Origin of the sequence: Chryseobacterium nakagawai (assembly GCF_900637665.1) — a bacterium.
Taxonomy (GTDB): Bacteria; Bacteroidota; Bacteroidia; order Flavobacteriales; family Weeksellaceae; genus Chryseobacterium; species Chryseobacterium nakagawai.
In genome coordinates, this window is record NZ_LR134386.1 from 2,581,897 (window position 1) to 2,607,587 (window position 25,691).

General features: G+C 36.2%; 28 protein-coding genes. 16 read left to right on the forward strand and 12 right to left on the reverse strand.

From position 1 onward, the window contains the following. Positions 1–6: 6 nt before the first annotated feature. Together EL260_RS11680 and EL260_RS11685 are read right to left on the reverse strand one after the other, a co-directional pair. Positions 7–990, reverse strand: coding sequence for an MsnO8 family LLM class oxidoreductase (locus EL260_RS11680; RefSeq protein WP_123860442.1), 984 nt, complete (start codon positions 988–990; stop codon positions 7–9). 90 nt (positions 991–1,080) lie between these two features. After that, positions 1,081–1,713, reverse strand: a complete 633-nt coding sequence (locus tag EL260_RS11685) for an NAD(P)H-dependent oxidoreductase (protein ID WP_123860443.1) — start codon at positions 1,711–1,713, stop codon at positions 1,081–1,083. Between the two features lie 153 nt (positions 1,714–1,866). Here EL260_RS11685 and EL260_RS11690 point away from each other — a divergent pair, with 153 nt between their 5' ends. Then, on the forward strand, positions 1,867–2,223 hold the full coding sequence (locus EL260_RS11690) for a winged helix-turn-helix transcriptional regulator (protein ID WP_123860444.1): 357 nt from the start codon (positions 1,867–1,869) through the stop codon (positions 2,221–2,223). A 59-nt stretch (positions 2,224–2,282) separates the two neighbouring features. Here EL260_RS11690 and EL260_RS11695 read toward each other — a convergent pair whose 3' ends face one another. Then, on the reverse strand, positions 2,283–3,479 hold the full coding sequence (locus EL260_RS11695) for a winged helix-turn-helix domain-containing protein (RefSeq protein WP_123860445.1): 1,197 nt from the start codon (positions 3,477–3,479) through the stop codon (positions 2,283–2,285). A gap of 150 nt (positions 3,480–3,629) precedes the next feature. Between EL260_RS11695 and EL260_RS11700 the strand changes: the two genes are divergently transcribed. The 4 genes from EL260_RS11700 to EL260_RS11715 all read left to right on the forward strand — a co-directional run bounded on the left by EL260_RS11700 (position 3,630) and on the right by EL260_RS11715 (position 7,842). Next, positions 3,630–4,025 carry a hypothetical protein gene (locus EL260_RS11700; protein ID WP_123860446.1) on the forward strand — a complete coding sequence of 132 codons (396 nt, stop codon included), beginning with the start codon at positions 3,630–3,632 and terminating at the stop codon, positions 4,023–4,025. Positions 4,026–4,079: 54 nt separating this feature from the next. Continuing rightward, positions 4,080–4,628: a hypothetical protein gene (locus tag EL260_RS11705; RefSeq protein WP_123860447.1), complete on the forward strand. Its 549-nt coding sequence runs from the start codon at positions 4,080–4,082 to the stop codon at positions 4,626–4,628. Positions 4,629–5,077: 449 nt separating this feature from the next. Next, a complete protein-coding gene (locus tag EL260_RS11710) occupies positions 5,078–6,337 on the forward strand; it encodes a hypothetical protein (RefSeq protein WP_123860448.1) in 1,260 nt (419 codons plus the stop codon). 560 nt (positions 6,338–6,897) lie between these two features. Continuing rightward, positions 6,898–7,842, forward strand: coding sequence for a helix-turn-helix domain-containing protein (locus EL260_RS11715; protein ID WP_228445421.1), 945 nt, complete (start codon positions 6,898–6,900; stop codon positions 7,840–7,842). 54 nt (positions 7,843–7,896) lie between these two features. On the opposite strand, the gene EL260_RS11720 is transcribed toward EL260_RS11715, so the two are convergent. Further along, positions 7,897–8,316, reverse strand: coding sequence for an EamA family transporter (locus tag EL260_RS11720; protein ID WP_123860449.1), 420 nt, complete (start codon positions 8,314–8,316; stop codon positions 7,897–7,899). 596 nt (positions 8,317–8,912) lie between these two features. Between EL260_RS11720 and EL260_RS11725 the strand changes: the two genes are divergently transcribed. Next, positions 8,913–9,497 carry a DUF1062 domain-containing protein gene (locus EL260_RS11725; RefSeq protein ID WP_228445423.1) on the forward strand — a complete coding sequence of 195 codons (585 nt, stop codon included), beginning with the start codon at positions 8,913–8,915 and terminating at the stop codon, positions 9,495–9,497. 91 nt (positions 9,498–9,588) lie between these two features. On the opposite strand, the gene EL260_RS11730 is transcribed toward EL260_RS11725, so the two are convergent. Next, positions 9,589–10,515: a Dyp-type peroxidase gene (locus EL260_RS11730; protein ID WP_123860451.1), complete on the reverse strand. Its 927-nt coding sequence runs from the start codon at positions 10,513–10,515 to the stop codon at positions 9,589–9,591. 209 nt (positions 10,516–10,724) lie between these two features. Between EL260_RS11730 and EL260_RS11735 the strand changes: the two genes are divergently transcribed. From EL260_RS11735 to EL260_RS11775, 9 genes are all read left to right on the forward strand, one after another. Beyond that, complete coding sequence (locus tag EL260_RS11735) at positions 10,725–11,474, forward strand: sulfite exporter TauE/SafE family protein (protein WP_123860452.1); 750 nt, start codon at positions 10,725–10,727, stop codon at positions 11,472–11,474. 20 nt (positions 11,475–11,494) lie between these two features. Beyond that, a complete protein-coding gene (locus tag EL260_RS11740; RefSeq protein WP_123860453.1) occupies positions 11,495–11,737 on the forward strand; it encodes a MoaD/ThiS family protein in 243 nt (80 codons plus the stop codon). 98 nt (positions 11,738–11,835) lie between these two features. Beyond that, the gene (locus EL260_RS11745) at positions 11,836–12,252 is read left to right on the forward strand and encodes a molybdenum cofactor biosynthesis protein MoaE (protein ID WP_123860454.1); all 417 of its coding nucleotides are present in this window, start codon (positions 11,836–11,838) and stop codon (positions 12,250–12,252) included. A gap of 46 nt (positions 12,253–12,298) precedes the next feature. Further along, positions 12,299–13,171, forward strand: coding sequence for a formate dehydrogenase accessory sulfurtransferase FdhD (gene fdhD / locus EL260_RS11750; RefSeq protein ID WP_123860455.1), 873 nt, complete (start codon positions 12,299–12,301; stop codon positions 13,169–13,171). A 123-nt stretch (positions 13,172–13,294) separates the two neighbouring features. Continuing rightward, on the forward strand, positions 13,295–13,645 hold the full coding sequence (locus tag EL260_RS11755; protein ID WP_123860456.1) for a DUF7009 family protein: 351 nt from the start codon (positions 13,295–13,297) through the stop codon (positions 13,643–13,645). 22 nt (positions 13,646–13,667) lie between these two features. Beyond that, a complete protein-coding gene (locus tag EL260_RS11760; protein ID WP_123860457.1) occupies positions 13,668–16,061 on the forward strand; it encodes an FdhF/YdeP family oxidoreductase in 2,394 nt (797 codons plus the stop codon). Between the two features lie 18 nt (positions 16,062–16,079). After that, positions 16,080–16,565: a molybdopterin-dependent oxidoreductase gene (locus tag EL260_RS11765; RefSeq protein ID WP_123860458.1), complete on the forward strand. Its 486-nt coding sequence runs from the start codon at positions 16,080–16,082 to the stop codon at positions 16,563–16,565. A gap of 29 nt (positions 16,566–16,594) precedes the next feature. Continuing rightward, positions 16,595–17,512 (forward strand): bestrophin family protein, encoded by a 918-nt coding sequence (locus EL260_RS11770; protein ID WP_123860459.1) that lies wholly within the window; start codon positions 16,595–16,597, stop codon positions 17,510–17,512. A 16-nt stretch (positions 17,513–17,528) separates the two neighbouring features. Continuing rightward, a complete protein-coding gene (locus tag EL260_RS11775) occupies positions 17,529–18,065 on the forward strand; it encodes a DUF488 domain-containing protein (protein WP_123860460.1) in 537 nt (178 codons plus the stop codon). A gap of 173 nt (positions 18,066–18,238) precedes the next feature. On the opposite strand, the gene EL260_RS11780 is transcribed toward EL260_RS11775, so the two are convergent. From EL260_RS11780 to moaA, 5 genes are all read right to left on the reverse strand, one after another. Further along, positions 18,239–19,279 (reverse strand): HesA/MoeB/ThiF family protein, encoded by a 1,041-nt coding sequence (locus tag EL260_RS11780; RefSeq protein WP_123860461.1) that lies wholly within the window; start codon positions 19,277–19,279, stop codon positions 18,239–18,241. 268 nt (positions 19,280–19,547) lie between these two features. Continuing rightward, entirely contained in the window at positions 19,548–20,153 is a 606-nt protein-coding gene (locus EL260_RS11785; RefSeq protein ID WP_123860462.1) for an NTP transferase domain-containing protein, read from the reverse strand. Beyond that, positions 20,134–20,610, reverse strand: coding sequence for a cyclic pyranopterin monophosphate synthase MoaC (moaC, locus tag EL260_RS11790; RefSeq protein WP_123860463.1), 477 nt, complete (start codon positions 20,608–20,610; stop codon positions 20,134–20,136). Before moaC ends, EL260_RS11785 begins: the two co-directional genes overlap by 20 nt. Positions 20,611–20,770: 160 nt before the next feature. Beyond that, complete coding sequence (locus EL260_RS11795) at positions 20,771–22,045, reverse strand: molybdopterin molybdotransferase MoeA (RefSeq protein ID WP_232534830.1); 1,275 nt, start codon at positions 22,043–22,045, stop codon at positions 20,771–20,773. After that, the gene (gene moaA, locus EL260_RS11800; RefSeq protein WP_123860465.1) at positions 21,976–22,965 is read right to left on the reverse strand and encodes a GTP 3',8-cyclase MoaA; all 990 of its coding nucleotides are present in this window, start codon (positions 22,963–22,965) and stop codon (positions 21,976–21,978) included. The genes EL260_RS11795 and moaA overlap by 70 nt, the downstream gene beginning before the upstream one ends. 340 nt (positions 22,966–23,305) lie before the next feature. On the opposite strand from moaA, the gene EL260_RS11805 reads away from it, so the two are divergent. Continuing rightward, positions 23,306–24,172 (forward strand): helix-turn-helix domain-containing protein, encoded by an 867-nt coding sequence (locus tag EL260_RS11805; protein WP_123860466.1) that lies wholly within the window; start codon positions 23,306–23,308, stop codon positions 24,170–24,172. A gap of 3 nt (positions 24,173–24,175) precedes the next feature. Here the strand turns inward: EL260_RS11805 and EL260_RS11810 are convergent, their stop codons facing one another. Next, entirely contained in the window at positions 24,176–25,084 is a 909-nt protein-coding gene (locus tag EL260_RS11810; RefSeq protein WP_185145906.1) for a PhzF family isomerase, read from the reverse strand. A 195-nt stretch (positions 25,085–25,279) separates the two neighbouring features. Then, positions 25,280–25,681: a DoxX family protein gene (locus tag EL260_RS11815; RefSeq protein ID WP_123860467.1), complete on the reverse strand. Its 402-nt coding sequence runs from the start codon at positions 25,679–25,681 to the stop codon at positions 25,280–25,282. Between the last annotated feature and the right edge of the window lie 10 nt (positions 25,682–25,691).

Consider the following 25,691-nt stretch of genomic DNA (forward strand, 5'->3'; position numbering starts at 1 on the left):
ACTTTTCTAAATAAGACTTTTATACGTGAAAATCCTGTCTTCTTCCCTGAACATATTAGATAATATGACGAGGTCGTTGGTTCCGTATTGTAATGCTTTTTCTTTTAGTTTTGAATGGATGGTATCTGGGGTGCCAACTATAACTTTATTCAGTAAAGTGTTAAACAAATCTTTATCTTCACTTTTAGCAATAAGAGTTTCTACTTCTTCGGAGGGTTTCAACATTGCTGGAGCCAGAATTTTCCTGGATTCTACGAACTGATAGACCATTCCAAATGCATTTCGGAGTGCCTGTTCTATATTTTTGGCAACGGAAACAGAAACAGCTACCTGAAAGGATGGCTGGCTTCCATATCCTTTATCATTAAATTCCTTCTGATAGGTTTTCTGGATTTCTGTATTTGATCCGTCTGCTATGAAATCAGCCATAGAGTAGGATATACCATATTGAGCTGCTTCTTTTGCAGAGCTTTCTCCAGAACCTAACCAGGTGATTTCGGGCAAAGTTATAACATGGGTAGGTTGAGCAAACAATTCTGTATCCTTATAGTTTTGCTCTTTTAGATAGGTGATAATTTCTTCCAGTTTATCATTGATATTATTAAGGACAGGGAGCTTGTGGCCATTTAAAGCCAAAATCGCATCTTTCAGCCCTCCGGGAGCTTTTCCCAGGCCCAGTATAAAACGATCAGGATAAAATGTAGCGAGCATTTTTGCCCATTCAGCAATTTTAAATGCAGAATAATTACGAAGCATGATTCCGCCGGTACCCACTTTGATGTTTTTTGTGTTGGCAAGAGCGGTTGCTGCCAGGATTTCCGGACTGGAACTTCCATAGGCTTCCACGCCATGGTGCTCCGAATATAGAATACTGTTATAGCCTAGTGTATCAGCCATCTCTGCTAAAGCCAGACTGTTTTTGAGTGCAAGAGTAGCATTACCACCTTTAATAATCGGAGTCTGATCGAGGATGCTTAATTTCAGTTCCATTGTAATGATTTATGGGGCTATTAATGTAAGATAAAAAACAGGAGACCTTCAAAAGTTCTCCTGTTTTTTATTATTAATTTTATGTTTAATTTAGTTGATCTCCACAAATAGTTCTTCCTTAGACCTTCTAACTCTGTCGAGCTTGCCCCACCAGTCTTTTTCTTCATCTTTATAACCAAGAGCCATTAAAACTGTACTTTTTAGTCCTTTTTCAGATAAATTCAATAGTTCATCAACAGCTTCATTGTTGAATCCTTCTATTGGAGTTGCATCTACTCTAAGGTCTGCAGCTGCCAAAAGTCCGAAACCTAAAGCAATATAGGTTTGTTTAGATGCATTGTTAAAATGCTGATCTCTGGTTTGTTTTTCCAGCATTCCCAGTAAATTAACACGGTAATCATCAGTAGCGCTATGGGGTAGGTTTCTTACCTGGTTGCTGAATTCAAAAAATGAATCAACTCTCTCAGTGGTATATTCATCCCATGCAGCAAAAACAAGGATATGTGAGGCTTGTACAATTTGATCCTGATTGCAGGAAATAGGCTTTAATTTTTCTCTTAGTTCTTTATTTTTGATAACTAAAACTTTAAATGGCTGTAAGCCTGAACTTGAAGGGGCAAGACGAATGGCCTCCAATATCTGCTTCAGTTTTTCATCTTCAATGGTTTTTCCATTATAACCTTTGGTTGCGGATCTCCAGTTTAATGTTTTCTGTAATGACATAATTTTATTATTTACTTACTAATTGATGATGCAAAGTTACACCTTAAGTGGTTGCTATAATATACCTGTTGCCTGTAGGTAACTAGTTACCTGGAAGTAACTAAGTTTCATTGATGTTTAATAATTATTAACTTTGTAACTTAATTATCATGTATGAAAAAGGAGAGAATGGAACTGGGACCGGAATGTAAAAATCATATCCGTGGCGTAAAGGACACGGTCTATTTACTCGAAGGGAAATGGAAAACGATTATCATCAGTCACCTTTATTTTGGAGGTAAGATGCGTTTTATGGATTTAAAAAGGCAGCTTGAAGGGATTGCGGCAAAAACCCTTTCAAAGGAACTTAAGGAGCTGGAGATGAATAACCTGGTGAGCAGGACCCAAAATAATACAATGCCGGTAACGGTAGATTATGAACTTACAGACTTCGGAAAAAGTCTGCACAACATTATTGATACCATGGCTAAATGGGGAATAGAATACAGGGAACAACTGCTTAAAAATTAAAATAATATCCCTGAAAAACCAGTGGTATAAAGTCATTTTTCCTTCTATTGTTTTGTGAATTAATGAGACAGTACTTTATTAATACTATTTTTTAGCTTTGAGGGGCTCACTTTATTCAGTAGCAGTGATCTGCAGCCATTAAAAGAAGCAAAACGCTTTACAGCATCAGTAAAAGAAGGAATCCAAAGTTCTGAAGAAATGGTTGTATTTTCAATATGCAGATGAATCAGTTCAAATTTTTTATCCTTTCTGTGGGCTTTACAGTCTACTCTTCCAATAAAGGTGTTGCCAAATAAGATGGGCAGACAGAAATAGCCATATTGCCTCTTTTCTTTAGGAACATAGCACTCAAGACGGAAGTCAAAATCAAAAATTTGTTTAACACGGTCACGATGTATAATGGAATTGTCAAATGGAGATAGCAATCTGACACCTGATCCGGTTATCCCATCAGATTTTTCAAGTAAATCATTTTGGATGAAAACAGAAGAAAGACCTTCAATAGAAATTTTTTGTATTTCGCCCTTTTCAAGTAAGGATTGTAAAACCAAATTCACATTTTTTTTCAATGCATCACCTTTCCTGAGGTGTGTTATTTGTTTTAAAGTTGTGAAACCATAAGCGCGAAGGTTAGTTTTTACTAGGTATTCAGCAAATTCAAGTGGAGTAGGCAGTGTTGTATTGATGGATGAAGGTAATACCCTTTCTGTGAGGTCATAGGTTTTCTGCATACCACGTCTTCCGCTTATCATCAGATCTCCCTGCATAAAAAGTCTTTCCAGAGCCAGCTTTGTAGGCTTCCAGTTCCACCAGCTTCCGGCTGTATTCTTTTTACTCTCAAAATCTCTTGCCATTTTAGGGCCTTCAGTCCGAATGGTATCTACTACATATTCCATGACCTTTTTGTCTGCATTATAATAATGAGAATCACTTTGCTTTACATGAAGCATTTGAGGCAATACATACCGGAAATCCTGTATAGGAAGATAAGACGCGGCATGAAACCAGTATTCAAAAATCTTATGTTCTTCTATTAATTCATCCAGATAAAGAGGTTGAAAATCAGGAATTCGAGTCCATAATGTATGATGATGAGCACGTTCAACCACAGATAGAGTATCAATTTGTATATATCCGAGACGTTCCATAGCAGTAAGCACTGCTTTTTTTCCGGTTCCAAATGGTGTGGCTTGTACTAATCCCTGGCGCTCTAGTGTAGTAAGCTGTAAGGTTTGTAATGCGGGTATCTTTTTCATATCAATAGGATACAAATGTACCGAATTAAAAGAAACAAAGGGATGAGCATTCGTTCGGTTTTAACTTTTCGGAACTTAAGTTTTTTGTATTTTAGCCTTATTCCCAATTAGGTTGGCTGTTGTTCAGAGAAAAAGTAAATACTGTTTTATATGAAATTTGAAGAATTGAATCCTACTTTACAGGCTGAAATAGAAAAAGCAGAAGAGATTGCTATTAGCTATATCCGTAGCAATATAAAGTATTCTCCGTTTATTTCTTTTGGAAATACTCATTTTAAAAAAATTATCGCTGATACATTGGGGGAAGCTATTGATGCAGCTGTAGATGAAATTGAAAACTTGGAAGAGGAGACTGCTATCTTGATTTTTCACGAACTTATCAGATTAAATGATACTAACTTAGATGGCATCGTTTCTCAGGTTTATAATGTTGATGAAGATACTGGTTATTCCTTCGGTCTTTTGTATAGAATTAAAGAAGGTAAAATAGAATTTCTTAAAAATAGAGTATTTTTAGGAGAAATAAGAAACTGCCTTATTTTTTAAATAGGACTAACCTCTTTACATTTAAATCAAAATTATTAAAACTAATAACAAACCATGAATAGAATGACTCTGAGCTTTAATGGAAAAACAATGTTGGACAGCTTACTCTACGAAGCTTCAAAATCTGATGAAGTAAAACAGTCGAAAAAGGTAAGTGGCTATGTTTTCGCAGGAATGATTGCTGTAATCGGACTGTTGATGATCTTTTTTGAACCAATATTAGGTGTAGCAATTCTTATGGTAGGCGGCCTTTTTTATCTGATTTACCCAAAATTTGCCAGTCGTTACTATAAACGTTATTATACAACCATTGCTTTGGGAGAGCAGTATAAAAGTAGTGAAGCCAATACTTTTGATGTAGTATTCAATAAAGAGTATATTTTGATTAAGAATGCTCAGCTTGAGGTCAAACACGCAATAGCACATTTTGAATGGATTTCAGAGACTGGTGAAAATTTTTTTATTAAAATGAATGCAGGAAATTATCTGATATTTCCTAAGAAACAGGTTCATAACCTTATTGAGCTAAAAAAATATTTCCATGAAATCTGTAGCGACCAGAAAATTCCCTATCATGAAGAATTGAATTGGGAATGGAAATAGTAAAAAGGATATCTTAATGGTTAAGACTTCTCTTGATTCTGAATGAAGCTTTCCTTTAGAATTTTTTTTAATATATGGAATAAAACGCTCTATGAAATATGCTTCATAGAGCGTTTGTTTTTAAATCTCCAATGTAAATAATCTGAATTTTTGCATACTTAATGTTTTTATTGTAATTATTTCATTTTCAATATTTTGATGTTTTTTGTTTGACGCTAGACGTATCTGTGACGTATATAATAATGAGCTTGTAGTGTATCTGTAGCGTATTGTTTTTCTTGGGTTGAGAAGCGAATAACTCTAATCTTGCATTGAAATTTTAAACAATAATATGGATTTAGAAAAAGCAGTTTAGAGCTATGGAAAAAGTACTCAGTATGCTCTATGTAACAAAAAACTTCTTTAGCTAAAAACATTGTAATACTCAATTTAAATACAATAAACACAGAATGAAAAAGTATCTTCTTCCATTATTTATAATGGTTTATTCGCTCAACTATTCACAGGTTGGCATCAATACTCCCAATCCACAGGGAATCTTCAATATTGATGGAAAAAAAGACAACAGTACAACTGGAAGTCCTACTGCAGGACAACAAGCCAATGATTTTGTAGTTATGGCTGATGGAAGTGTAGGCGTAGGAACTACATCCCCTGATCTGTCTGCAATAGTAGAACTTAATGTGAGTCAATTGGCATCAGGAAAGCAGAAAGGTTTTCTGGGGCCAAGGGTAGCTTTAACAGCCTACAACGATTCTTTTACAATTCCTAGCCCTGCTACTGGACTATTGGTTTTTAACCAGGGAACACAATCTACATTTACCTATGCAGGATATGTATATTGGGATGGCAGCCAATGGAGACCTTTGGATGGGCGTTTATTGCAACAGGGGGTCATAGGCGCTTTACGATGTACTGATGCTAATCTGGATCCGCTGACCTATACAACTGGAACTCCTTTTCAAGGAACAATGACTATTCCTTATACAGGAGGAAACGGTGGAATATATTCTACCCAGACATTAGGACCTGTAAACGGGCTTACCGCAACCATTACCCAGGGAAATTTTGCACAAGGTTCAGGCACTTTAATTTATACTATTTCCGGAACCCCAACAGTATCCAGTCCTAATACAACAGTATTTCCTATTTCGATAGGCGGCCAGACGTGTAATGCAGAAGTTGGGGGAGGGAAAAAGCTCAGTCCGGGAGAGTACCAGTTTTTCACGTATGAAGTTCCAGCTACTACAACAGGTTTGCTGAGTACGATGATTTCGAATCCTCCTATTTTAGGAGGAAAGGTCAGGCTGGATCTTAGTTTTTGGTCCAGTTCCAATACAGGATCAGGTGGAGTAACTTACAACCCTAGATTGGTAAATGTATCTTCCAGTAATGTTAAAATGTGGTATGCTGCATTATCCAGTGTAGACCGTTTTCGCCGTGCTAATATTTTAGTAGCTCCGGGAGGATATGTGGAAACGGATAACGGGATCTACCTTAACTGGGGAGATAATATGAATAGCAGTTCCACGCCTATAAATTCTACAAGCAGTTCTGATGATTCTCAGGAAATAGAAACCATAGATCTGGCGATTGACGGCGTTTGGTACAGGTTAACCATTTTTGTGTATGTAGATAACTTAAATGATACCATTCCTGCCAATAACATCAGGCGTATCCATATTACAGCACAAAGAATGTCTTCTTAATGTTTAGTTCCGGCGGGGCGGAGCCCCGCCGGAACCTTTAAATACTCTGTCTGATAAGAATAAGAAAAATCAAAATATTCTTTTGATTGACAGACTTAATTGATCTATTAAAAACAAAACATAAACTGATTATAAATACTGTTCCTCTTTAGGATTCTAATCGTATTTTAAAAGAAAAAAGAAATACGAATTATAAAAACATTCACATACGAAATCTCATTGAGAATGCTGTTTCTGAAAGCAATATAGAGCTGTCCTATATCTGTAATTTTCTTCACTGTACAGAAAATGAGGGCGATGAAATGTATGCCTGTAGCTGTCTGTGTTTTTAACTAACAGTCAGTTAGCTTTTTATTTTAAACGAAGCAGAATACCCTTGCAAAATAGAAAAAGTTCTTTTTGATGTAATGAGATATTTTTATAGCTGCCAGACGTTTTTAAATATAAAGAAATTCTGTAAATGTGTTTTTTAACCAAAATTGACTATTTTAATGAAATATAAAAGCATTTTATTTATTTTTGTATTGAATTTCATGTTTTTTGCTCAATATTTATAAATTATGTTTCGTAAAATCTGGGATTATATAGCGAACAGACATATTGCTCCCAATACAGATCCGCTTGAGTTTATTGAGGCGCAGAGAATGAACTTATTTGCATTTTCCCTTGGAGCTGTTTTGATCTTTAACGGATGCAGAGATTTGTTATTTGGCTTGAAGGTCAATTTTTTTGCTTTAACGGCATTGGGGATCTTTTATCTCTTCCTTTTCTTCTTTACAAAACTACGTTATAACCATTTTGTGACGCTGTTTAGTTTGGAACTTTTGTTATTTATCATCTTCTTTTTTTCATCTACCACAGGTTTTGAAAATGGACTGTCATTATATTATTTTGTCATTATGCTGGCTTCACTGTTTATTTTTAACTCCAAAAAGACAGTCTGGTATAATCTTCTTGTTTATCTTACGGTACTTATTCTTTTTAGTATCAGTCATTACTATGATTTCAAAATATTTACCATTAAAGGAGCAGATAATGTTCTGTTTTCAGAAAATCAAAGACTGATTACTTTTTTGCAAGTGTTTTTAGGGGTTAGTATCCTGGGGTATTTTATAGTCTCCAAACAATTCAAAATTGTGAAATTATACCAACAGGCTATAAGAAGTGAAAAGATTATTGCAGACATGAGAACAAAGCTCAATAGCAAAGATCAGATAGACCTAGAAGGTATTGTAAAACTGGCCATGAATGATGATATTGCCTTTATTCCTAAAGTAAAGCAGATGTTTCCCGGCTTGTATGATAATCTGATGGAACTTAACCCTGATATGAGTGGTGATGAATTTAAGCTTTGTGCTTTAATTAAGTTAGGTTTCACAACAAAAGACATTGCAGAGTATAATCACCTGGCAGTCCGAACCATTCAGACCAGAAAAAGCAGACTCAGAAAATCGTTTGGAATTTCTGCTGATGTTGATCTGTACAGATGGATTGATACGATATGATGAAAAATAAATGTTTTGAATTCTCTTCTTGTGAATCTCGCATTTAAAGGCCAATCACTGTTCAAAGATGAGAACTATGGTTCCTATAATAATCAATAAGGCACCAATCGCTGTTTTTAAAGTAAGAGATTCCCCAAGGAATACCACGGAAAGAATAATTGTTAAAGCGATACTTAATTTATCTACAGGAGCTACCTGAGTCACTTTACCGGCTTGTAAAGCTTTAAAATAAAAGATCCAGGAAAGTCCTGTTGTGAACCCGGAAACCACAAGATAGATAAGATGATGTCGGGAAAGGGCTGGGATCCCTTTATATTCACTTCGTGTCAGAACAATTCCCCAGGCTATCAGCAAGATAATCACACTTCTGATAGCAGTAGCAAGATTTGAGTTTACGCCTGTTACACCAATCTTGGCAAAGATGGCAGTCAGTGAAGCAAAAAATGCGGAAAGAATTGCATATACCCACCACATATGGTCTAGTTTTAAATAAATTCGTTAAAATAATAACACACTGTAATACTGAAATCTAAGCTACAAAATAATATTAAAACTTTCCTTGATCTGTGGATTTAAAATGAATTCAAAAACTTATTATTTTCCTCATCATTCGTTGACGACTCCTTGTATATTTTTTTGTATCTAACAGGAGCTGTTTGTGAGTAAGGATTGGTATTTATTTTCTGAAATGGAATAAAAAATTTGTTTTTTGTAAAGAATTAACTAATTTTATCCCAACCAAGTAAACAATTTGTTTTGAGAACAACTCTTAAACCTATTATAGCTTACTATTAGCCTTCCAACCACAGGCTAATTATTCTTTCGTTTGGGTAAATCTACCCGAACAGGTTTCTATTTAACCCTATTATTTAATTGCATTGCCGATATAGGCAGTTTTTGTTATTCCCGATTTTGACGGCTATACCGATCAGATAAGGAATAGGAGAAGCTATTTCTATTATGACTTTATAATGTTGAATAATAGGTGAAAAAAATTCTAAGAATAGTAAGCACCCATTATAATGAGTATAGAGTATACCTGGGTAGTAAAAGCCCAAAACACCCCCCTTTTGAAAAAGAAATGCAGCCATTGCGACAGCGAAAGGTTTCATTGCAGTGATAAATTCAGGCTGAATGCCCAAAAAAAGAACATCGATATCTGGTTAATTTACAGATGTGTAAAATGCAGCCACCGATACAATATGACCCTGTTTTCCAGAATCAGAACAGAATCCATTAGTAAGGAAATCTTTAATCGCCTTTCGGAGAATGATACGGATCTGGCCTGGGAATATGCATTTTCCCGGGAAACAAGAAAGAAAAATAATGCAGAGGCAGATTTGGAGAGTGTGGTCTATGAAATTCAGTTTGATGAAGTCTCTATAGAGCAAATGATGGCTTCTGATAGTGAAGTATTGAGTTTTAAAATCAAATGCCCTTTTGAGTTTAATCTCAGATTATCAACCGTGATCAGAACCTGTTTAAAGATTTCATCAAGCAAACTGAATCAATTAATGCAAGCAGATGCTGTTTTTGTTCATGAAAGATCTTTACAAAAGAAACATAAAGTTCAGCACGGAGATGTTGTCAAGATTCGTAAGGATACACTGAAGAATATTTTATTTAGTGAAGAAAACACGCTGAAGTTATTTTAAAATAAGTTTGACTTTTATAAAAGATGAACCATTTCACAAGAAATGGTTCATTTATTTTATTATTCAAAATTACTTTTGTATAAAACTTAATTTAAGAAGAAAATTCATCCAGCATATCTGCTGAAGGAACAAAAAATAAAGTTCCTGTTTGGGCAGTACTGAAATCCAGAATTCGGTCGTAGTTTCCTACAGGATCCCCAATGAACATATTGGTAAGCATTTTTTGAACTGTACTGAATGTGCTTGCATAACAGATAAAATAGGTTCCCATGTCATTCGTGGAAACATTTCCAAAAGGCATATTGTCTCTTACCACCTTAAAATCATCACCTACATTGGCCAAGGCAATATGAGAATTTTTAGGTTTTACATCATCATCCATTTCAATATCCTGTTCTTTTGATCTTCCGATTACCTTTTCCTGATCCTCCACAGAAAGAGATTTCCAGGCATTCATATTATGGATGTATTTTTGTACAAAAAGATAGCTTCCTCCTTCGTATTCAGGATCTGTATCTCCGATAATGGCAAAAAAATCACGGTCTTTTCCATGTGGGTTTTCCGTACCATCTACAAAACCTAAGATAGACCTGCTGTCCCAATAACGAAAACCCTGAACTTCTACAATACAGTCTGCAATTTCTGCCATGAAATCCGAAATGGTAGAAGACATATCATACGCCAGACTTTTTTCATCAGAACGAATGTGAAAATGAAGATCTCCTCTTGTACTCACAGCGGTATGTTTACTGCCTTTTATTTCTTCAAATTTCTTAAATTCTTTAGGCAGTGGAGTAGGCAGCTCAAGCTGTAACCATGCCTCATACCCAATCCCCAACACACAGCTCGCTTTAGAATTCGGAAAACGGTCAAGAGCTGAATTGTTCAGATTGGTGACTAAGGCACAGACTCTCTGGAATACAGATCTAATTTTAGAAAGATCTGCATCCTGTTTGAAATTCCAAACCAGAAAATAAGTGTTGTTATTAGGATAATCGGTGACATTTTGAGAATTCATGTTTTTTTGTGTTTCGTTTGCTGGCATTTTTACTTTTTCTAATGAATCAAATTTAATAAATGATAATGGTACCTCATCATTTTATTCTTGAGATAAACAATTTATGACATTTTTTTCACAAATTACTGTAAAGACTTTTGCCCTTCCTGTCATTAAACAAACTGTAAAATGAGTATTATTGTAATAAAATTAACCTTTAACAAAATAATATGGGACATTGGGAGATTTTTCTATTCTTTTTGATAATTGCTTTTGTTTACTCATCAGTAGGGTTTGGCGGCGGATCTAGTTATTTGGCTGTATTGGCAATGTATAGTCTCCCTTATCAGGAAATACGCTTAACCGCTTTAATCTGTAATGTAATTGTTGTGGTGGGAGGAGTTTATATTTATATTAAAAATAAACAGGTCGATTGGAAAAAAGTGATTCCTATCACTTTAGTAAGTGTCCCCATGGCCTATTTAGGAGCAATATTGAAAATAAGCCTGGAAACATTCTTCCTGATTTTAGGGATTACCCTTATCATCGCTTCAATTTTATTATGGATTAAAACAGAAACTAAAAACGAAGAGAAGCTATTACAGGAATCGAAATCTGCGGTATTGGGAAATAGCTTGTTAGGAGGTGGAATCGGGTTTTTGTCAGGATTGGTAGGAATAGGGGGCGGAATTTTCCTTTCACCTCTGCTCAATCTGATGAAATGGGATACCCCAAGAAAAATTGCAGCTACTTCCAGTGTTTTTATATTGGTAAACTCTATATCAGGGATTTTCGGACAGCTGTCTAAATTATCTGTAGATATGGATTATTTCAGGATTTTAAGTTTATGTCTTGCCGTTTTTATCGGCGGGCAGATCGGTTCCAGAATGTCGCTGAAATGGAACCCTTTGATTATAAAAAGAATGACTGCAATCCTTGTATTGGTAGCAGGAATAAATGTTCTCATCAAATATTGGTAAAATCTTAGTTTAAAAATAAAATGAAACTTAAAATATTAGCTTTTGGAATCACGAAAGATATTTTCGGAGCGCCAGAAAAAGAATTTGTAGTTCACGATAATCTTAATGTCAAAGCATTAAAAGATATTTTGGAGAAGGACTTCCCCCAACTTGTAAAACTGAAATCTTATTTTATTGCAGTGAATGAAGAATATGCAGAAGAGGATCAGATCATTACAGATACAGATGAAATAGCGGTTATTCCTCCGGTGAGTGGTGGATAAAACCTGTGAATACTCAAAAATAATTTGTGCATTCGTGGCATTGTTTCATCCAAAAAATATACTTTATAGCATCAAAATAACATCAAAAACGAAAAGAAATGATGGATATCAGAATAACAGAAGATACATTAAATATCACCGAATGCCTTGCTCTGGCACAGGATCTGAGTAGTGGAGGGATCGCGACATTTATAGGAACTGTCCGGAACGTTACCCAAAACAAACCTGTCATCCGTTTGGAATACGAATGTTATCAGTCTATGGCGATAAAAGAAATCAAGAAGGTGGCAGATCAAGCTATTACCTTGTTTTCTGTCCGTAATATTGTTGTTCACCATCGTATAGGAAATTTGTTTCCCGGTGATGCCGCCGTAATCATTGTGGTAAGTGATGGGCATCGGGATGCTGTTTTCGATGCCTGCCGTTACATTATTGATACCATAAAGAAAACCGTTCCTATATGGAAAAAAGAAATTTTTGAAGACGGTGAAGAATGGGTTTCTGCCCATCCATAATTAAAGACCGGAAATTCGTATATTTACTATAACAGATTATTCAGATATGAAAACCAATACATTAGAAAATAAATCTGTACAGAAAATAGATATTGTTAAAGTAAAAGAAGACAAAAGTTTTCCCTATACTGATGATATTTCTGTAGAAGAACCGCTGGAAATCCGGATTTCCTATGGCTCAAAAGGTCAGAGGGTCAGTAAAAATATATCGGTAACGATGAGAACTCCCGGCAATGATGCGGAATTGGCTGCCGGTTTTCTATTTACAGAAGGAATTATTTCAGGATATCATCAAATCCAAACCATAGATCATCCACAGGCAGAATGTTCCAGAAACCGGGAAAATATTATTGAAGTGGAATTGGCTGAAGATTTTAGTCCTCAATTAAATCATGCAGACAGAAACTTTTATACCACATCCAGCTGTGGAGTATGTGGAAAAGGCTCTATAGAATCTATAAAAACAGTAAGCACTTTTCAGCATATCGAAAGGGAGCAGCATACCTTATTATTTGAGGTTTTATACCAGTTATCGGGAAATCTGCAGTCCTTTCAGAATAATTTCAGTGCTACAGGAGGGATTCATGCTTCCGGGATTTTTGACTTTGAAGGACAACTGCTGGCTCTAAGAGAAGATGTAGGAAGGCATAATGCATTGGATAAACTGATTGGACATGCATTATTTACCGGGCAACTTCCACTAAAGGATCAAATTTTGGTGCTGAGTGGAAGGGCAAGTTTCGAACTGATTCAAAAGGCTGCTATGGCGGGAATTTCAGCAGTTGCGGCAATAGGAGCGCCATCCAGTCTGGCCGTAGATTTAGCAAAAGAGTTTGATATGACGTTATTAGGATTTCTTCGAGGCAACCGGTTTAATATTTATAACGAAAGTAGTTTTCATAACATCGTTGAAAAGTAATCCCTATCAATGGACGAATAAGAATAAACCATTGCTAAAAGCCTATGTATCTATGTGGTTTTAAAAAATAATTTTACCACGCAGGTACATAGATAAGAAGAATTAATCATTAAAAAGAAACAAATGAAAATAAGAATAAAAGACAACTCCATCAGATTTCGTTTAACCCAATCCGAAGTATCAGAATTAGGGAAGGCCGGAATTATTTCAAGTTTTACAGAATTTGTAGACCGACCGTTTATCTACGCTATAGAGAAAACAAAAGACGCTACATTGTCTGCAGCATTCATTGAAAATAGAATTGTATTGAAAATGCCTGAAGCCATGGTAGAAGAATTGGTTTCTACTGATATTGTTGGTTTTGATGGGCAGGTGGGTTTAGTAAAGCTTTTGGTAGAAAAAGATTTTGTATGTATAGATAATACGATGGAAGATCAAAGCGATAATTATCCGAATCCCAATCTTAAATGTTAATCACTTTACAAAATAGAAGGTTATGGAAGAAAATAATAAAAAGAAAGTAGAAGAAGAAATCAGCAGAGAACCTAATGCTGAGAATCCATTCACTTTACTTGACCTTAAGTTAACCCATGTCGAAAAATCAGCGGCGGGAATGCCTGCGGTACTGGCAGCTTTTAGTGATTTATTTGAAGAAAAAGCACCTATTCGGGGAATGAGAGCTCTATTCAAAATGAATCAGATGAATGGTTTCGACTGCCCAAGCTGCGCCTGGCCTGATCCTGACGATGAACGTTCCGTTCTTGGAGAATATTGTGAAAATGGAGCAAAAGCTCTTGCAGAAGAGGCTACAACCAAAAGAGTGACTCCAGAGTTTTTCAAACAGAATTCTGTATATGATCTTGCCAAATTAGATGATTATCAGATTGGAAAAATGGGCCGACTTACCGATCCTATGTATCTGGCTCCCGGAGCCACTCATTATGAACCCATCAGTTGGGATAATGCCTTTAAAAAGATAGCCGAACATTTCAATGCATTGGAATCTCCGGATGAAGCCGCTTTTTATACCTCTGGGAGAACAAGTAATGAAGCTTCATTTGTTTATCAGCTATTTGCAAAAGAATTCGGAACAAATAATATGCCTGATTGTTCCAATATGTGTCACGAAACTTCAGGTTCTGCACTCCGTCCAACCATTGGAATTGGTAAAGGAACTGTAACCTTGGAAGACTTCTATGATGCTGAAGTGATTGTGATTATAGGACAAAATCCTGGAACCAATGCGCCAAGAATGATGAGTGCTTTGGCAAAAGGAAAGAAAAATGGAGCTAAAATTATTGCCATTAACCCATTACCGGAAGCAGGATTGATGGGATTTATTAACCCTCAGAGTGTGAGGGAAATACTTGTCGGTGGTGTACAGTTGGCAGACCTTTATTTACCAGTGAAAATCAATGGGGATATGGCTTTATTGAAAGCGCTGGAACTCCTTTTAATCGAGTTTGAAAAACAAAATCCGGGTAAGGTTTTTGATGAAGATTTCATTAAAAATAAAACAGTAGGATATGAGGATTTCATGAAGCAATTTGACCAGTATAAACTGTATGAGTTGGCTGAACTTTCAGGAGTATCCAAGGAAGCACTTCATCAGGCCGCTGAAATGATGGCATTCAAAAAAAAGATTATCGTCAGTTGGGGAATGGGGCTTACCCAGCAGCCTAATGGAGTTGATATGATCCGCGAAATATTGAATATCCTTTTGCTGAAAGGAAGTATTGGTAAACCGGGAGCTGGAGTATGTCCTGTTCGTGGTCACAGCAATGTTCAGGGAAACAGAACGATGATGATTGATGAAAAACCTACAGATGAACAGCTCGATCGCCTTGAAAATTTCTACGGCTTTAAAGTTCCCCGCAAACATGGATATGATGTGGTACGAGCCATAAAGGCAATTCACGAAGAAAAAATAAAAGTAATGTTCTGTATGGGTGGGAATTTCCTTTCTGCCACACCAGATACTACATTTACTGCCAATGCCTTGAGAAAACTTAATTTACTGGTATGTGTTTCCACTAAACTGAACAGAGGACATCTTGTACATGGTAAAGAAGCTCTCATTCTCCCCACTTATGGAAGAAGTGATAAAGATATCGTCAATGGAGAAGTGCAAATTATTACAACAGAGAACTCAATGGGGGTTGTTCAGAGTTCAAAAGGGATGCTGGATGCCATTTCAGATAACCTTATCAATGAAACGCAGATCGTATGCCGCATGGCCATGGCTACGCTAGGGGACCGTGCTGTAGTGAATTGGCAGCGTTTCCATGATAGTTATGATGCGGTAAGAGATGATATTGAACAATGTATTCCAGGTTTTACAGAGTATAACGTTCGTGTCAGACAAAAAGGAGGCTTCTATCTTCCCAATGCAGCAAGAGATGAACAAAGCTTTTCAAAGGAGCTTGGCGGCCGTGCGCCATTTACATTAACAGAAATTCCAGACAATACATTGGCTTCCGATGAATATATGATGGCTACCACCAGAACTCATGACCAATTCAATACAACGATTTACGGCTTGGATGATCGCTATCGTGGAATTAAAAACGAACGTCGTGTTATATTCATGAACCAAAAAGATATTGATAAAGCCGGATTTAAAGCGGGTGATAAAGTGGATCTTTTCAACTATGATGACGATATAGAAAGAGTTGCTCCTCTGTTTATTATTGTTTCCTATCAGATTCCTGAAAAGAATACCGTTACCTATTTCCCGGAAACCAATGTTTTGGTCTCGGTAAATAATGTGGTAAAAGAAAGTAATATGCCCGCTTCCAAGTATGTAAAAATCAAGATTAAAAAACACGATCCTGAAGTCTATAAAAAAGTAGACGAAATGCTGTACCGGGGAGCGATTCAAAAACCATAATTATTCTTATATTGTTCTATGAAAAAGATACTGCCTATAACGCTGTTATTGCTTTCCGGCTGGGCATTTTGTCAATCCGGATTCAAATTGAAAGTGAGTGGGGACGTTTCCACACCTTTAGAGTTGAGCCTCACAGATTTATCGAAGATGCCTAGAAAAGAAGCATCCCTGAAAGACAAGGATGGAAGTGTTCACAGGTATACGGGAGTTGCCGTTCAGGATATTCTTGCAAAGGCCGGAGCTCCTTCCGGAAAAGAGCTTCATGGAGAAAATATATCAAAGTATGTATTGGCAAAGTGCGCAGACGGGTATCAGGTTTTATTTTCATTAGCAGAGTTGGATGCTTCCATTGCAGACAAAAATGTTATTGTGGCAGATACCATGGATGGAAAACCATTGTCCGAGTCAAAGGGTCCGCTTCGTATTGTGGCAGAAGGAGAGAAAAAACCTGCTCGCAGCTCTTATCAGCTGGAATCTTTAGTGATAGGCCAGATTAAGAAATAAATTTAAAATAAAAGCTTTACAAAAACAGTATGATTATAAGGAAGAAGGAACATTGGTTTAAAATGCTTTTTGTATGGCATGGTTCAGTATTACCTGGGCTGTTGCCACGTCTTTTTTTACTTTTTATTTTATCGTTGGGCGTAGTGTATCTGCGTGGGGTTATTTTTTCCTTTAAAATTCCCCTTAATCCGGCCCCATTAACATTATTTGGTTTTGTTCTCGCCTTATTCTTAGGGTTTAGAAATAATGCAAGCTATGACAGATTCTGGGAAGGGCGTAAATTATGGGGTGCTTTATTAAATACTGCCCGTTCACTAACCCGGCAGGCTTTAACCTTGAAAAATATAAAAGAAAGCCATGTTTCTGTCCCTGAATTTATCAATTTATTAGGTGCTTTTATTTTTGCACTAAAACATCAGCTTAGAGGAACAGATGCATATGAAGATTTAAAAGAAAGATTGAGTGAAAATCAGCTAAAAATAGTTTCTGCAGCAAAGTATAAACCTGCTGTCATTATGAGGTTATTGGCAGAATGGGTTCAGAAAGCAAAAGAGGAAGGAAGCATAGATACGATTCAGCAAGCCCGTTTTGATGAAAATTTTGATAAACTTTCCGATATTGTAGGAGGTTGCGAAAGAATTATTTCCACACCTCTTCCTTACAGCTATCGTGTTTTGCTGCACCGTACCGTCTATATTTATTGCTTTCTTTTACCATTTGGGTTGGTTGATTCATTGCGATGGTTTACTCCACTTATTGTTGTGTTTGTAGCCTATACATTTGTAGCGTTTGAAGCGATAGCTGATGAAATTGAAGAACCATTCGGTACAGAAGCTAACGATTTGGCTTTAAACAGTATGAGTGTAATGATTGAAGAGACGATTCATGAAATGTCAGGAGAGGAGATTACAACTTTTCACAAAGAAAAACAGACGATCATAGACTGATAAACTTATAAAACATTTGGAAAATTCGATTATTTATACACTTGGGCATTCTACTCATCCTTTGGAAGAATTTTTAAAAATGTTGAAATCATTCAATATTGAAGTTCTTGCTGATGTACGGAGATTTGCAGGTTCAAAAAGATATCCGTGGTTTAGTAAAGAAAACCTAGAGAAGGTATTGCCTGAACATACGATTGAGTATATCCATTTTGAAGAATTAGGAGGAAGGAGAAAAGTTCAGCCTGATTCAGTCAATAGCCGCTGGAGAAATGAATCTTTCCGTGGGTATGCTGATTATATGCAAACTGAAGAGTTTGCCAAAGCTGTTGAAAAGCTTGAAAGCATTGCAAGAACAAAAACAACTGCATTTATGTGCTCAGAAGCGGTATGGTGGAGCTGTCACAGGTCTATGATCTCAGATTATCTCAAAGCGAAAGGCTGGGATGTGAAACATATTATGAATATTGGAAAAGCTGAGGAACATCCTTATACTGCCCCTGCAAGAATTACCAATGGCAAAGTTTTTTATTCAGATGCGAGTTTGTTTGATTGATATAGTCTTTAAGTACTTTAGGGCAGTAGGTTACAATATTTGTCAATGCTAAGGATACTTAAGTTTTTTGAAAATCTTTGATTTTTCATCTTCTGTGCAGTTCTTTACCATGTTGTTACCAGCTTCTAAAATGAAATTAAGTGGTAAAACAAAAACTTTTGTGTTTAAATAAACTATGGAAGTATTCCATTAAGACCATTTTGTAAAGAAAACACCTCCTTTTCAGGAAATTCTTTTTTAATTTTTCTCGCAGCTTCCATACTTCGTTTACCGGATTGACAGTAAATAATGATAGGATTTGAAATTGAAGAAATAAAAGAGAAATGACCCTCCAGTTCATCCAACGGAATATTTTTTCCACCAATATTAAAATTCTGATATTCTTCCTTTGTACGTACATCTATCGTTTCAAAGTTGTTCTGATCCTTCATAAACTCTTCAAAATCTATAAGCTGGATCGTCTGAGACAAGCCTGTAATCTGAACGGAAGTTTTCCTTAACTTAATGATTTGTACTCTCCCTGTCATCACATTCATCATCCATAGTTTTCCTGCTAAAGTTTCTTCAGATCGGATGAGATATTTTATAGCTTCGTTAGCTTGCATACAACCTACCATCCCTGCTAAAGTAGGAATGACACCGCCTTCTCTGCAATTAGGAACCTGAGATTCTTCTGCGTTAGGAAAAACATCACGGTAGTTGGGAGAATAGGTGCCGTCTTTTTGTAAAACATTCCAGATGCTTGCCTGGCCCTCATGTTGGTAAATTGCTCCATATACCAAAGGTTTTCCCACTAAAACACAGGCGTCATTCAACAGGCATTTCGTTTCAAAATTATCGGTTCCTTCAATGATGATATCAAATCCCGAAATCAGTTCCATCACATTGGAAGAAGTAATTCGTAATCGATAGGGGATAATGGAAACAGAAGGATTTTGCTGCTGTAATCTTTTGGCTGCAATATTTACTTTGTAGGCTCCTACATCATCAGGTGTATATAAAATCTGACGATGGAGGTTGCTTAAAGAAACAATATCATCATCTGCAATACCAATAGTACCTACACCGGAAGAGACAAGGTATTGAGCAGAAGGACATCCAAGACCTCCCATGCCTACAATAAGAACTTTAGCATTTTTAAGCAGTTCCTGGGACTCGATGCCAAATCCGGGTAAAGCAATCTGACATTGATAACGTTCAAATGATGTACTCATAATTTGTTTCTTTTTTCACTTTTCTTCTAGCACGAATGCACGAATTTTTTAATATTTATGATTCAGTTTATTCCTTTTAATTTATCTATAAAAAGCCTAATCTTTATTATCAATTCCAATCACTACATTTTAGAATCTTATTCGTGTATTCGTGGCTCTCAATATTTTCCACAATCATCTGCCTAATTGGCGTAATCAACGAGAGAAAAACTCCTTGTGCCTTAAAACATACAGATGAGCAATTTTTGCCTTCGCGTTTCCAACAAAATTAATTTTTTAGAATTCGTTGTGCTTTTTCAGCATCTTCAGGTGTATTCACATTCATTAAAGCATCTGGATTATCCGGTTTTAAAATAAGTGTATCACTATTCATTAAAACCTTTCGCGGACAGGTATTTCCGATACCCAGAAAGTTGAGCAGCAAAGGATAACTTTTAGGTTCCCAAATCGTAATTAAAGGCTCTGGTAATCCGTCAAAAGGACTTTCATAAGTGGTCGCTGCCTTTTCTGGATTCCGGGACTGTACTAAGAACTCCAAAGATTTTGGATCCAATAACGGGAGATCACAGGCTACCACCAGCCATGCCCTATCTCTTTGAGCCCGTAATGCGGAAAGTATTCCACCAAAAGGACCCATATTCAGGAAAGTATCGGTAAGAGCTTTATAATCCGGATCAAAGTTTTCCAGCTGATCCTGTCGGCAGGAAATAAAAACTTCATCACAAAATGGAGCCACAAGATCTGCAGCAAAATAACGCTGTTCTTTTCCATGCCATTGAAGAAGATCTTTAGGTTTTCCCATTCTTACGCTTTTTCCACCGGCGAGAACAAGACCGTTGATTCTGGGAATTGTATTAAGCTCGTCTGAAATCATTTTTTCCACCTGATTTTTCTATTAATTTAATTTCTTTGATGACAATATCATGACTCAGTGCCTTGCACATATCATAAATGGTTAATGCTGCAACAGATGCTCCAGTTAATGCTTCCATTTCCACACCGGTTTTAGCTTCTATACTTGCAGTGCATTCAATGACAATTTCGTTGTGGTCGTTCAGTTCTATGTGTAAATTACAATTATCAAGTCCAATTGGGTGGCAAAGAGGAATGAGGTCACTCGTCTTTTTAGCACCCATAATTCCTGCAATCATAGCAATCTGGAAGACAGAACCTTTTTTGGTTTTGAAATCGTCTTGTTGTAAAGCCTCTAATACATTGTTTGGTAAAGAAATAATGGCTTGTGCAACGGCTTTTCTCTTGGTTACACTTTTTCCGCCAACATCTACAATGGCTGGCTCTCCGTTTTTATTAAGATGGCTAAATTCTGACATATATTCTTTTTTAAACCACAGATATAAATTCTATTAGCTATGAATGCACGAATTTTTTTAATGTCTTTTGCATTATAGTCCAGTGGTAAAAAAGTAACCACATAGGCTCATAACTTTTTAGGAACTCATTAATTTTATTTGTGATATTGTATACGTTATTTTAATTATTATACTTCCATACCCGGTATACTTCCCCCTTTTTAAAGCTATTCTTTTCCAAAGGAAGCTCCATAAAAGCATTGGTATCTGCAAGATGAGAAAAATCCCCTGAACCATTGGTATTAACTGCTTCAGCAGTCAGTTGTCCCAATTGATTTGTCCCAAGTTTCACCTGAACAAAATATTGCAAGGAAAAGGGAACTTCGATATCATTTTGTAAAACCGCAAACTGAGGCGAACTTCCACAGATTTCCAGAGACCTTTCCAACCATGGGATAAAATACCGATGCAGGCACATAAATACCGAAACCGGATTTCCCGGAAATGCAAAAACAAGTTTCTGAGCATTATTTTTACCAAACCAAAAGGGCTTTCCTGGTCTTTGTTTTATTTTGTGAAATAGCTTTTCTATCCCAAGCTCTTCACAAACCTGAGGCAAATAGTCAAATTTCCCCATAGATACTCCGCCACTCATCAGGAGAACATCATATTCTTGAATGCAGCGGGAAATTTCTTTTTTGACCTCTTCATAGTCATCGTTGAGATGAAGAGTATCAGCTTCAATATGGTATTTTTTTAAAACAGATTGTACGGTGATTCCATTGGAACGCCTTAACTGATAAGGAGATGGGGTTAATTCTGGGCTTATCATTTCATCTCCCGTAGAAATGATAATGATCTTAGGCAATTTTTTAGCAGCTATAGTAATTTTTCCAATAGATGAGACTATTCCAATGATCGCTGGAGTAATTGTCTGATTGGCTTTTACCAGAACTTCACCTTCTTTTTTATCCCTGCCTCTCAGATGGATATTCTGTCCTTTTTTAATATCAATAATAATACTTGCGACCCCGTTATTGATGGATAGATCTTCATATCGGATGACAGTATCTACTGAACGGTCTAAAGCAGCCCCGGTCATGATTTCTACACATTCGGTTTCTGAATCAATAGCTACAGAAGGTTCTCCTGCAGACTGTATAGCTTTAATAGGAAAGGAGCGGATTCCTTTTTCATAAGCACTATATTGAATGGCAATTCCATCTACAGTAGGACGGTCAAAAGGAGGTAAATCCCGATCGGCTTTGAGGTCCTCGTCCAAAATTCTTCCTAATGCGTGGTCATAAGAAATATATTCTGTTCCAAAGTTATTCGTTTGGGAAAGTATAATCTCTTCTGCCTGTTGTACGGTAATCATTTCCATAGTTATCCTCCTATTGTTGCCATCGACTGATGAATGGATAAAGCGTTCAGACTTTGTCGTTCTGCTTCCCATCCGTCTTTGGGTTTATGATGTATGCTGTTGATAATTATATTTTTCAATTCGCTATTGGTTGCTCCTGAACGAATGATATCTTTTAAATTAATTCCACCCCCTTCGTACAGACAGGTTCTCAATATACCGGAAGGAGTTATCCGTATTCTGTTACAATCTCCACAGAAAGAACGTGTATAAGCGGCAATAATGCCGATATTTCCTATAAAACCAGGTATTTTGTAATTGTAAGATGTGGAACTTTTAGGATCTTCTATTTTTTCTATCTCAGGAAAATGATTGCTGATGTAAGTATAAATTTGTGGATAATTCCATTTTGGAACTATATCCGCATTATCATTTCCATTGAATGGCATTTCTTCAATAAAACGGACATCCACCGGAAGCTCTTTTGTAAGTTCAACCAAAGGAATAATATCCTCAGTGTTTTGATTGTCCATCACTACTGTGTTAATCTTTACTTTGATGTGATGTTTCAATAAACCATCCAATGTTTTCATCACTTTATCAAAGCTTTTGCGGCGGGTTATTTTGAAGAAACGGTCTGCATCCAATGTATCAAGGCTAAGGTTAACCGATTTTATTCCGAATGCTTTTAGCTGCGGAATATATTGCTCGGTAAGAAGCCCGTTTGTCGTTAAACTTATATCCGTAATTCCATGAAGCTGCGATATTTTTTCAATAAGACTGATGCAGTTTTTTCTGACAAAAGGTTCACCTCCGGTTATTCTGATTTTGTCTACACCAAGATGGGTAAAGACGGAACATATTCTAAGCATTTCTTCATCAGTCATCAGGTCATTTTGCTTGATCCATGCAAGCCCGTTTTCCGGCATACAATACGTACATCGGAGGTTGCATCTGTCTACAACGGCCAGCCTTAGATAATTGATATGTCTTCCGAATTTGTCTGTTAACATATGAGTATAGGAAAAAGAACCTTACACAAATATACTTATTGTTTTAACGATAAACTAGAAATATAAATATTGAAAATGAAGCATGATAGAGTAGAGATGTTGGCTTTAAAAGCAAGATATATAGAATGATAGAGTTAGGGTTGATTGTTTTTTAATGGCCTTATTGATAATAAACGATATGAAAATATGATATTCTTATCACAGTTTATGATATTTCCGGACGGAGAAGAAGAGTGTATCTTTGCACTCTGCTAAAAATAATAGGAAATAAAATATATTGCAATGGTAACACAAAACAATATATGAGGTATTTTCATAAATTAGTATTGAAAAGAATGGGATGATAATAGATAAAGAGTTGATTAATAAAAATTCAGTAGAAGAAGTGTTTAATAAAGGAATTGACGTTGTTTTTCAGGATGAGATCAGTGGTGATTCACTCAACTTTTTTCCTGAAAACTGTTTTACCATTATCTTATTGGATCAATGTGAGGGTGGAAAATGTACAACCGGTCTGAATCAATATGGTTTAAAAGCTCAGCAATTATTCATCCATCTTCCTAAAAGAGAATACAAATGGGAGCTGGCTCCTCATACTATCGGAAGACGACTGATTATTAATGATGCTATTTTGAAGACATTTTCTCCGACCCTTAAATTCACTTTTTCTTCTTATAGTAAATATGAAATGATAGCGCCTGATGATGAAACCTATCACAGATTCAGTCTCGAATTTAATGCCATCAGGAAAGAAATTGCAGCTGATGTTGTATTTCCGGAACTTATTAATGCACGGGTGCGTCTTTTGGCACTTATTATCAACTTATGGGTAGAGCATGCTTTTGGGAATAAAGCATTAAGCACGCCGGATAATCTTGCCTTTCGTTTTCACATGCTGGTGGACAAATACTATAAAGCGCAGAAAAATGTGTCTTTTTATGCCGACGAACTCTGCATAACCCCTAATTATCTGGGAGTTATTTGCAGAAAACAGTATAATATTTCCCCTCTTGAGTTTATTAAAGAAAGAATTATTCTTGAAGCCAAAAATTTACTTCACAGCTCAGATAAATCAATCAAAGAAATAGCGTTTGAACTTGGATTTCAAAACTTTTCTCATTTTTCGTATTTATTCAGAGTGAAAACCGGATCCACTCCGAAAAATTACAGGAAGAGATTGGAGGAAACCAAACTGGATTCAGAATAAATATCAGACCTGTATCACTGTACGGAATGCAGTTACAGCATTCCCTGTAATTCTGATCAATTCAGGAATATGATTTTGTATGGTGACCTCAACTTTCATCTGTCCGATTCTGTTGATAGTTTCTCCTTGTCTTCCAGTAAATTCAAATGTTTCATCAGAAACTTTTACAATTTTATTCTGAATAAGATATCCTCCCAAAGGTCCATTCGCATTCCCGGTAACAGGATCTTCCTGGATACCGATAGCAGGAGCAAACATTCTTCCATACGTTAAAATATCCTTATCATCAGAATCAAAAGTAAATACAAAGTAGCCATTACAGCTGATTTCTTTACTAAGATGGGCTAAAGCAGTAAAATCAGGAGTAAGATTATTGAGCAGAGTTCTGTTGTTAATACCAATCATGACTTTAGAGTGACCCGTTGAAGCAATCTGTATTGGACAATCTTTGTTAAGATCATCCATTTTTAATCCTAAGGCTTCAATAATTTTCTGAGTGATTGAAGGATCAAAAGCTGGTTCCAGACTAAAACTTCCCTGAGTCATCGTAATCAGATAGTCATTATTTTCTTTTAAAATATCAATAGGTAAAATACCAACCTGAGTGTTGATTTTGATGGTACAGGAATCTAATTTATCTTCTATCGCTTTTGCATACAGAGCACCAATGGTAGCATGTCCACAGATAGGAACCTCAGTGGTGGGGGTGAAGTAACGTACATGATAATCAAAATAGTCATTCTGATCAGGTTTGAGTACAAATGCTGTTTCAGAATTATTGAGCTCCCTTGCAATAAGCTGCATTTCCTCAGGGGTTAGGTTTTCAGCACCTAATACAACCCCTGCAGGGTTTCCTTTGAATTTCTCCTTTGTAAAAGAATCAATTTGATACACGACTACTTCCTTCATCATATCTTATTAAAAACAGGATAAAGATAAGTATAAATAGAAAGATTAAGATGATTTTATGCCACGGATACACGAATAAAATCATTCGTACATCCGTGGCATAAAATAAAGATAAGCGGTCAAATTTTATCGCAGATAGAATTCTTGCGCCTTAAAAACGTATTGAAAAGAAAAAATAGTGTCTTTACGAAATAATATTTAGTCCCATTTATTGACTGTAGAAACTGAATATTTTCCGGCTCCGGTAAAGAAAAAACTTATACCCACCAACATATAGATCACTAATAATTCAAGCGCCCATCCACCAAAATCGTTAAGTTTAAAAATATTAGCCGTTTGAGCAAGAACAGTGGCTGTAAAACAGTTGGCAGCAAAGATTAAACCTGCCAGACGGGCCCTGAAACCTACAATCAGCATAATTGGAGCAATAATTTCACCCGCAAATACTCCGTAGGCGAAGAATGAAGGTAAGCCATGCATCATCATCATATCTTCAATAAATCCAACCCCGTGGATCAACTTGTTAACTCCATAAACTGACATGGGAAACCCAATAGCGATTCTGCTGATTAATAGTCCTAAATCAATGTCTTTTTTCATTTTATTATTA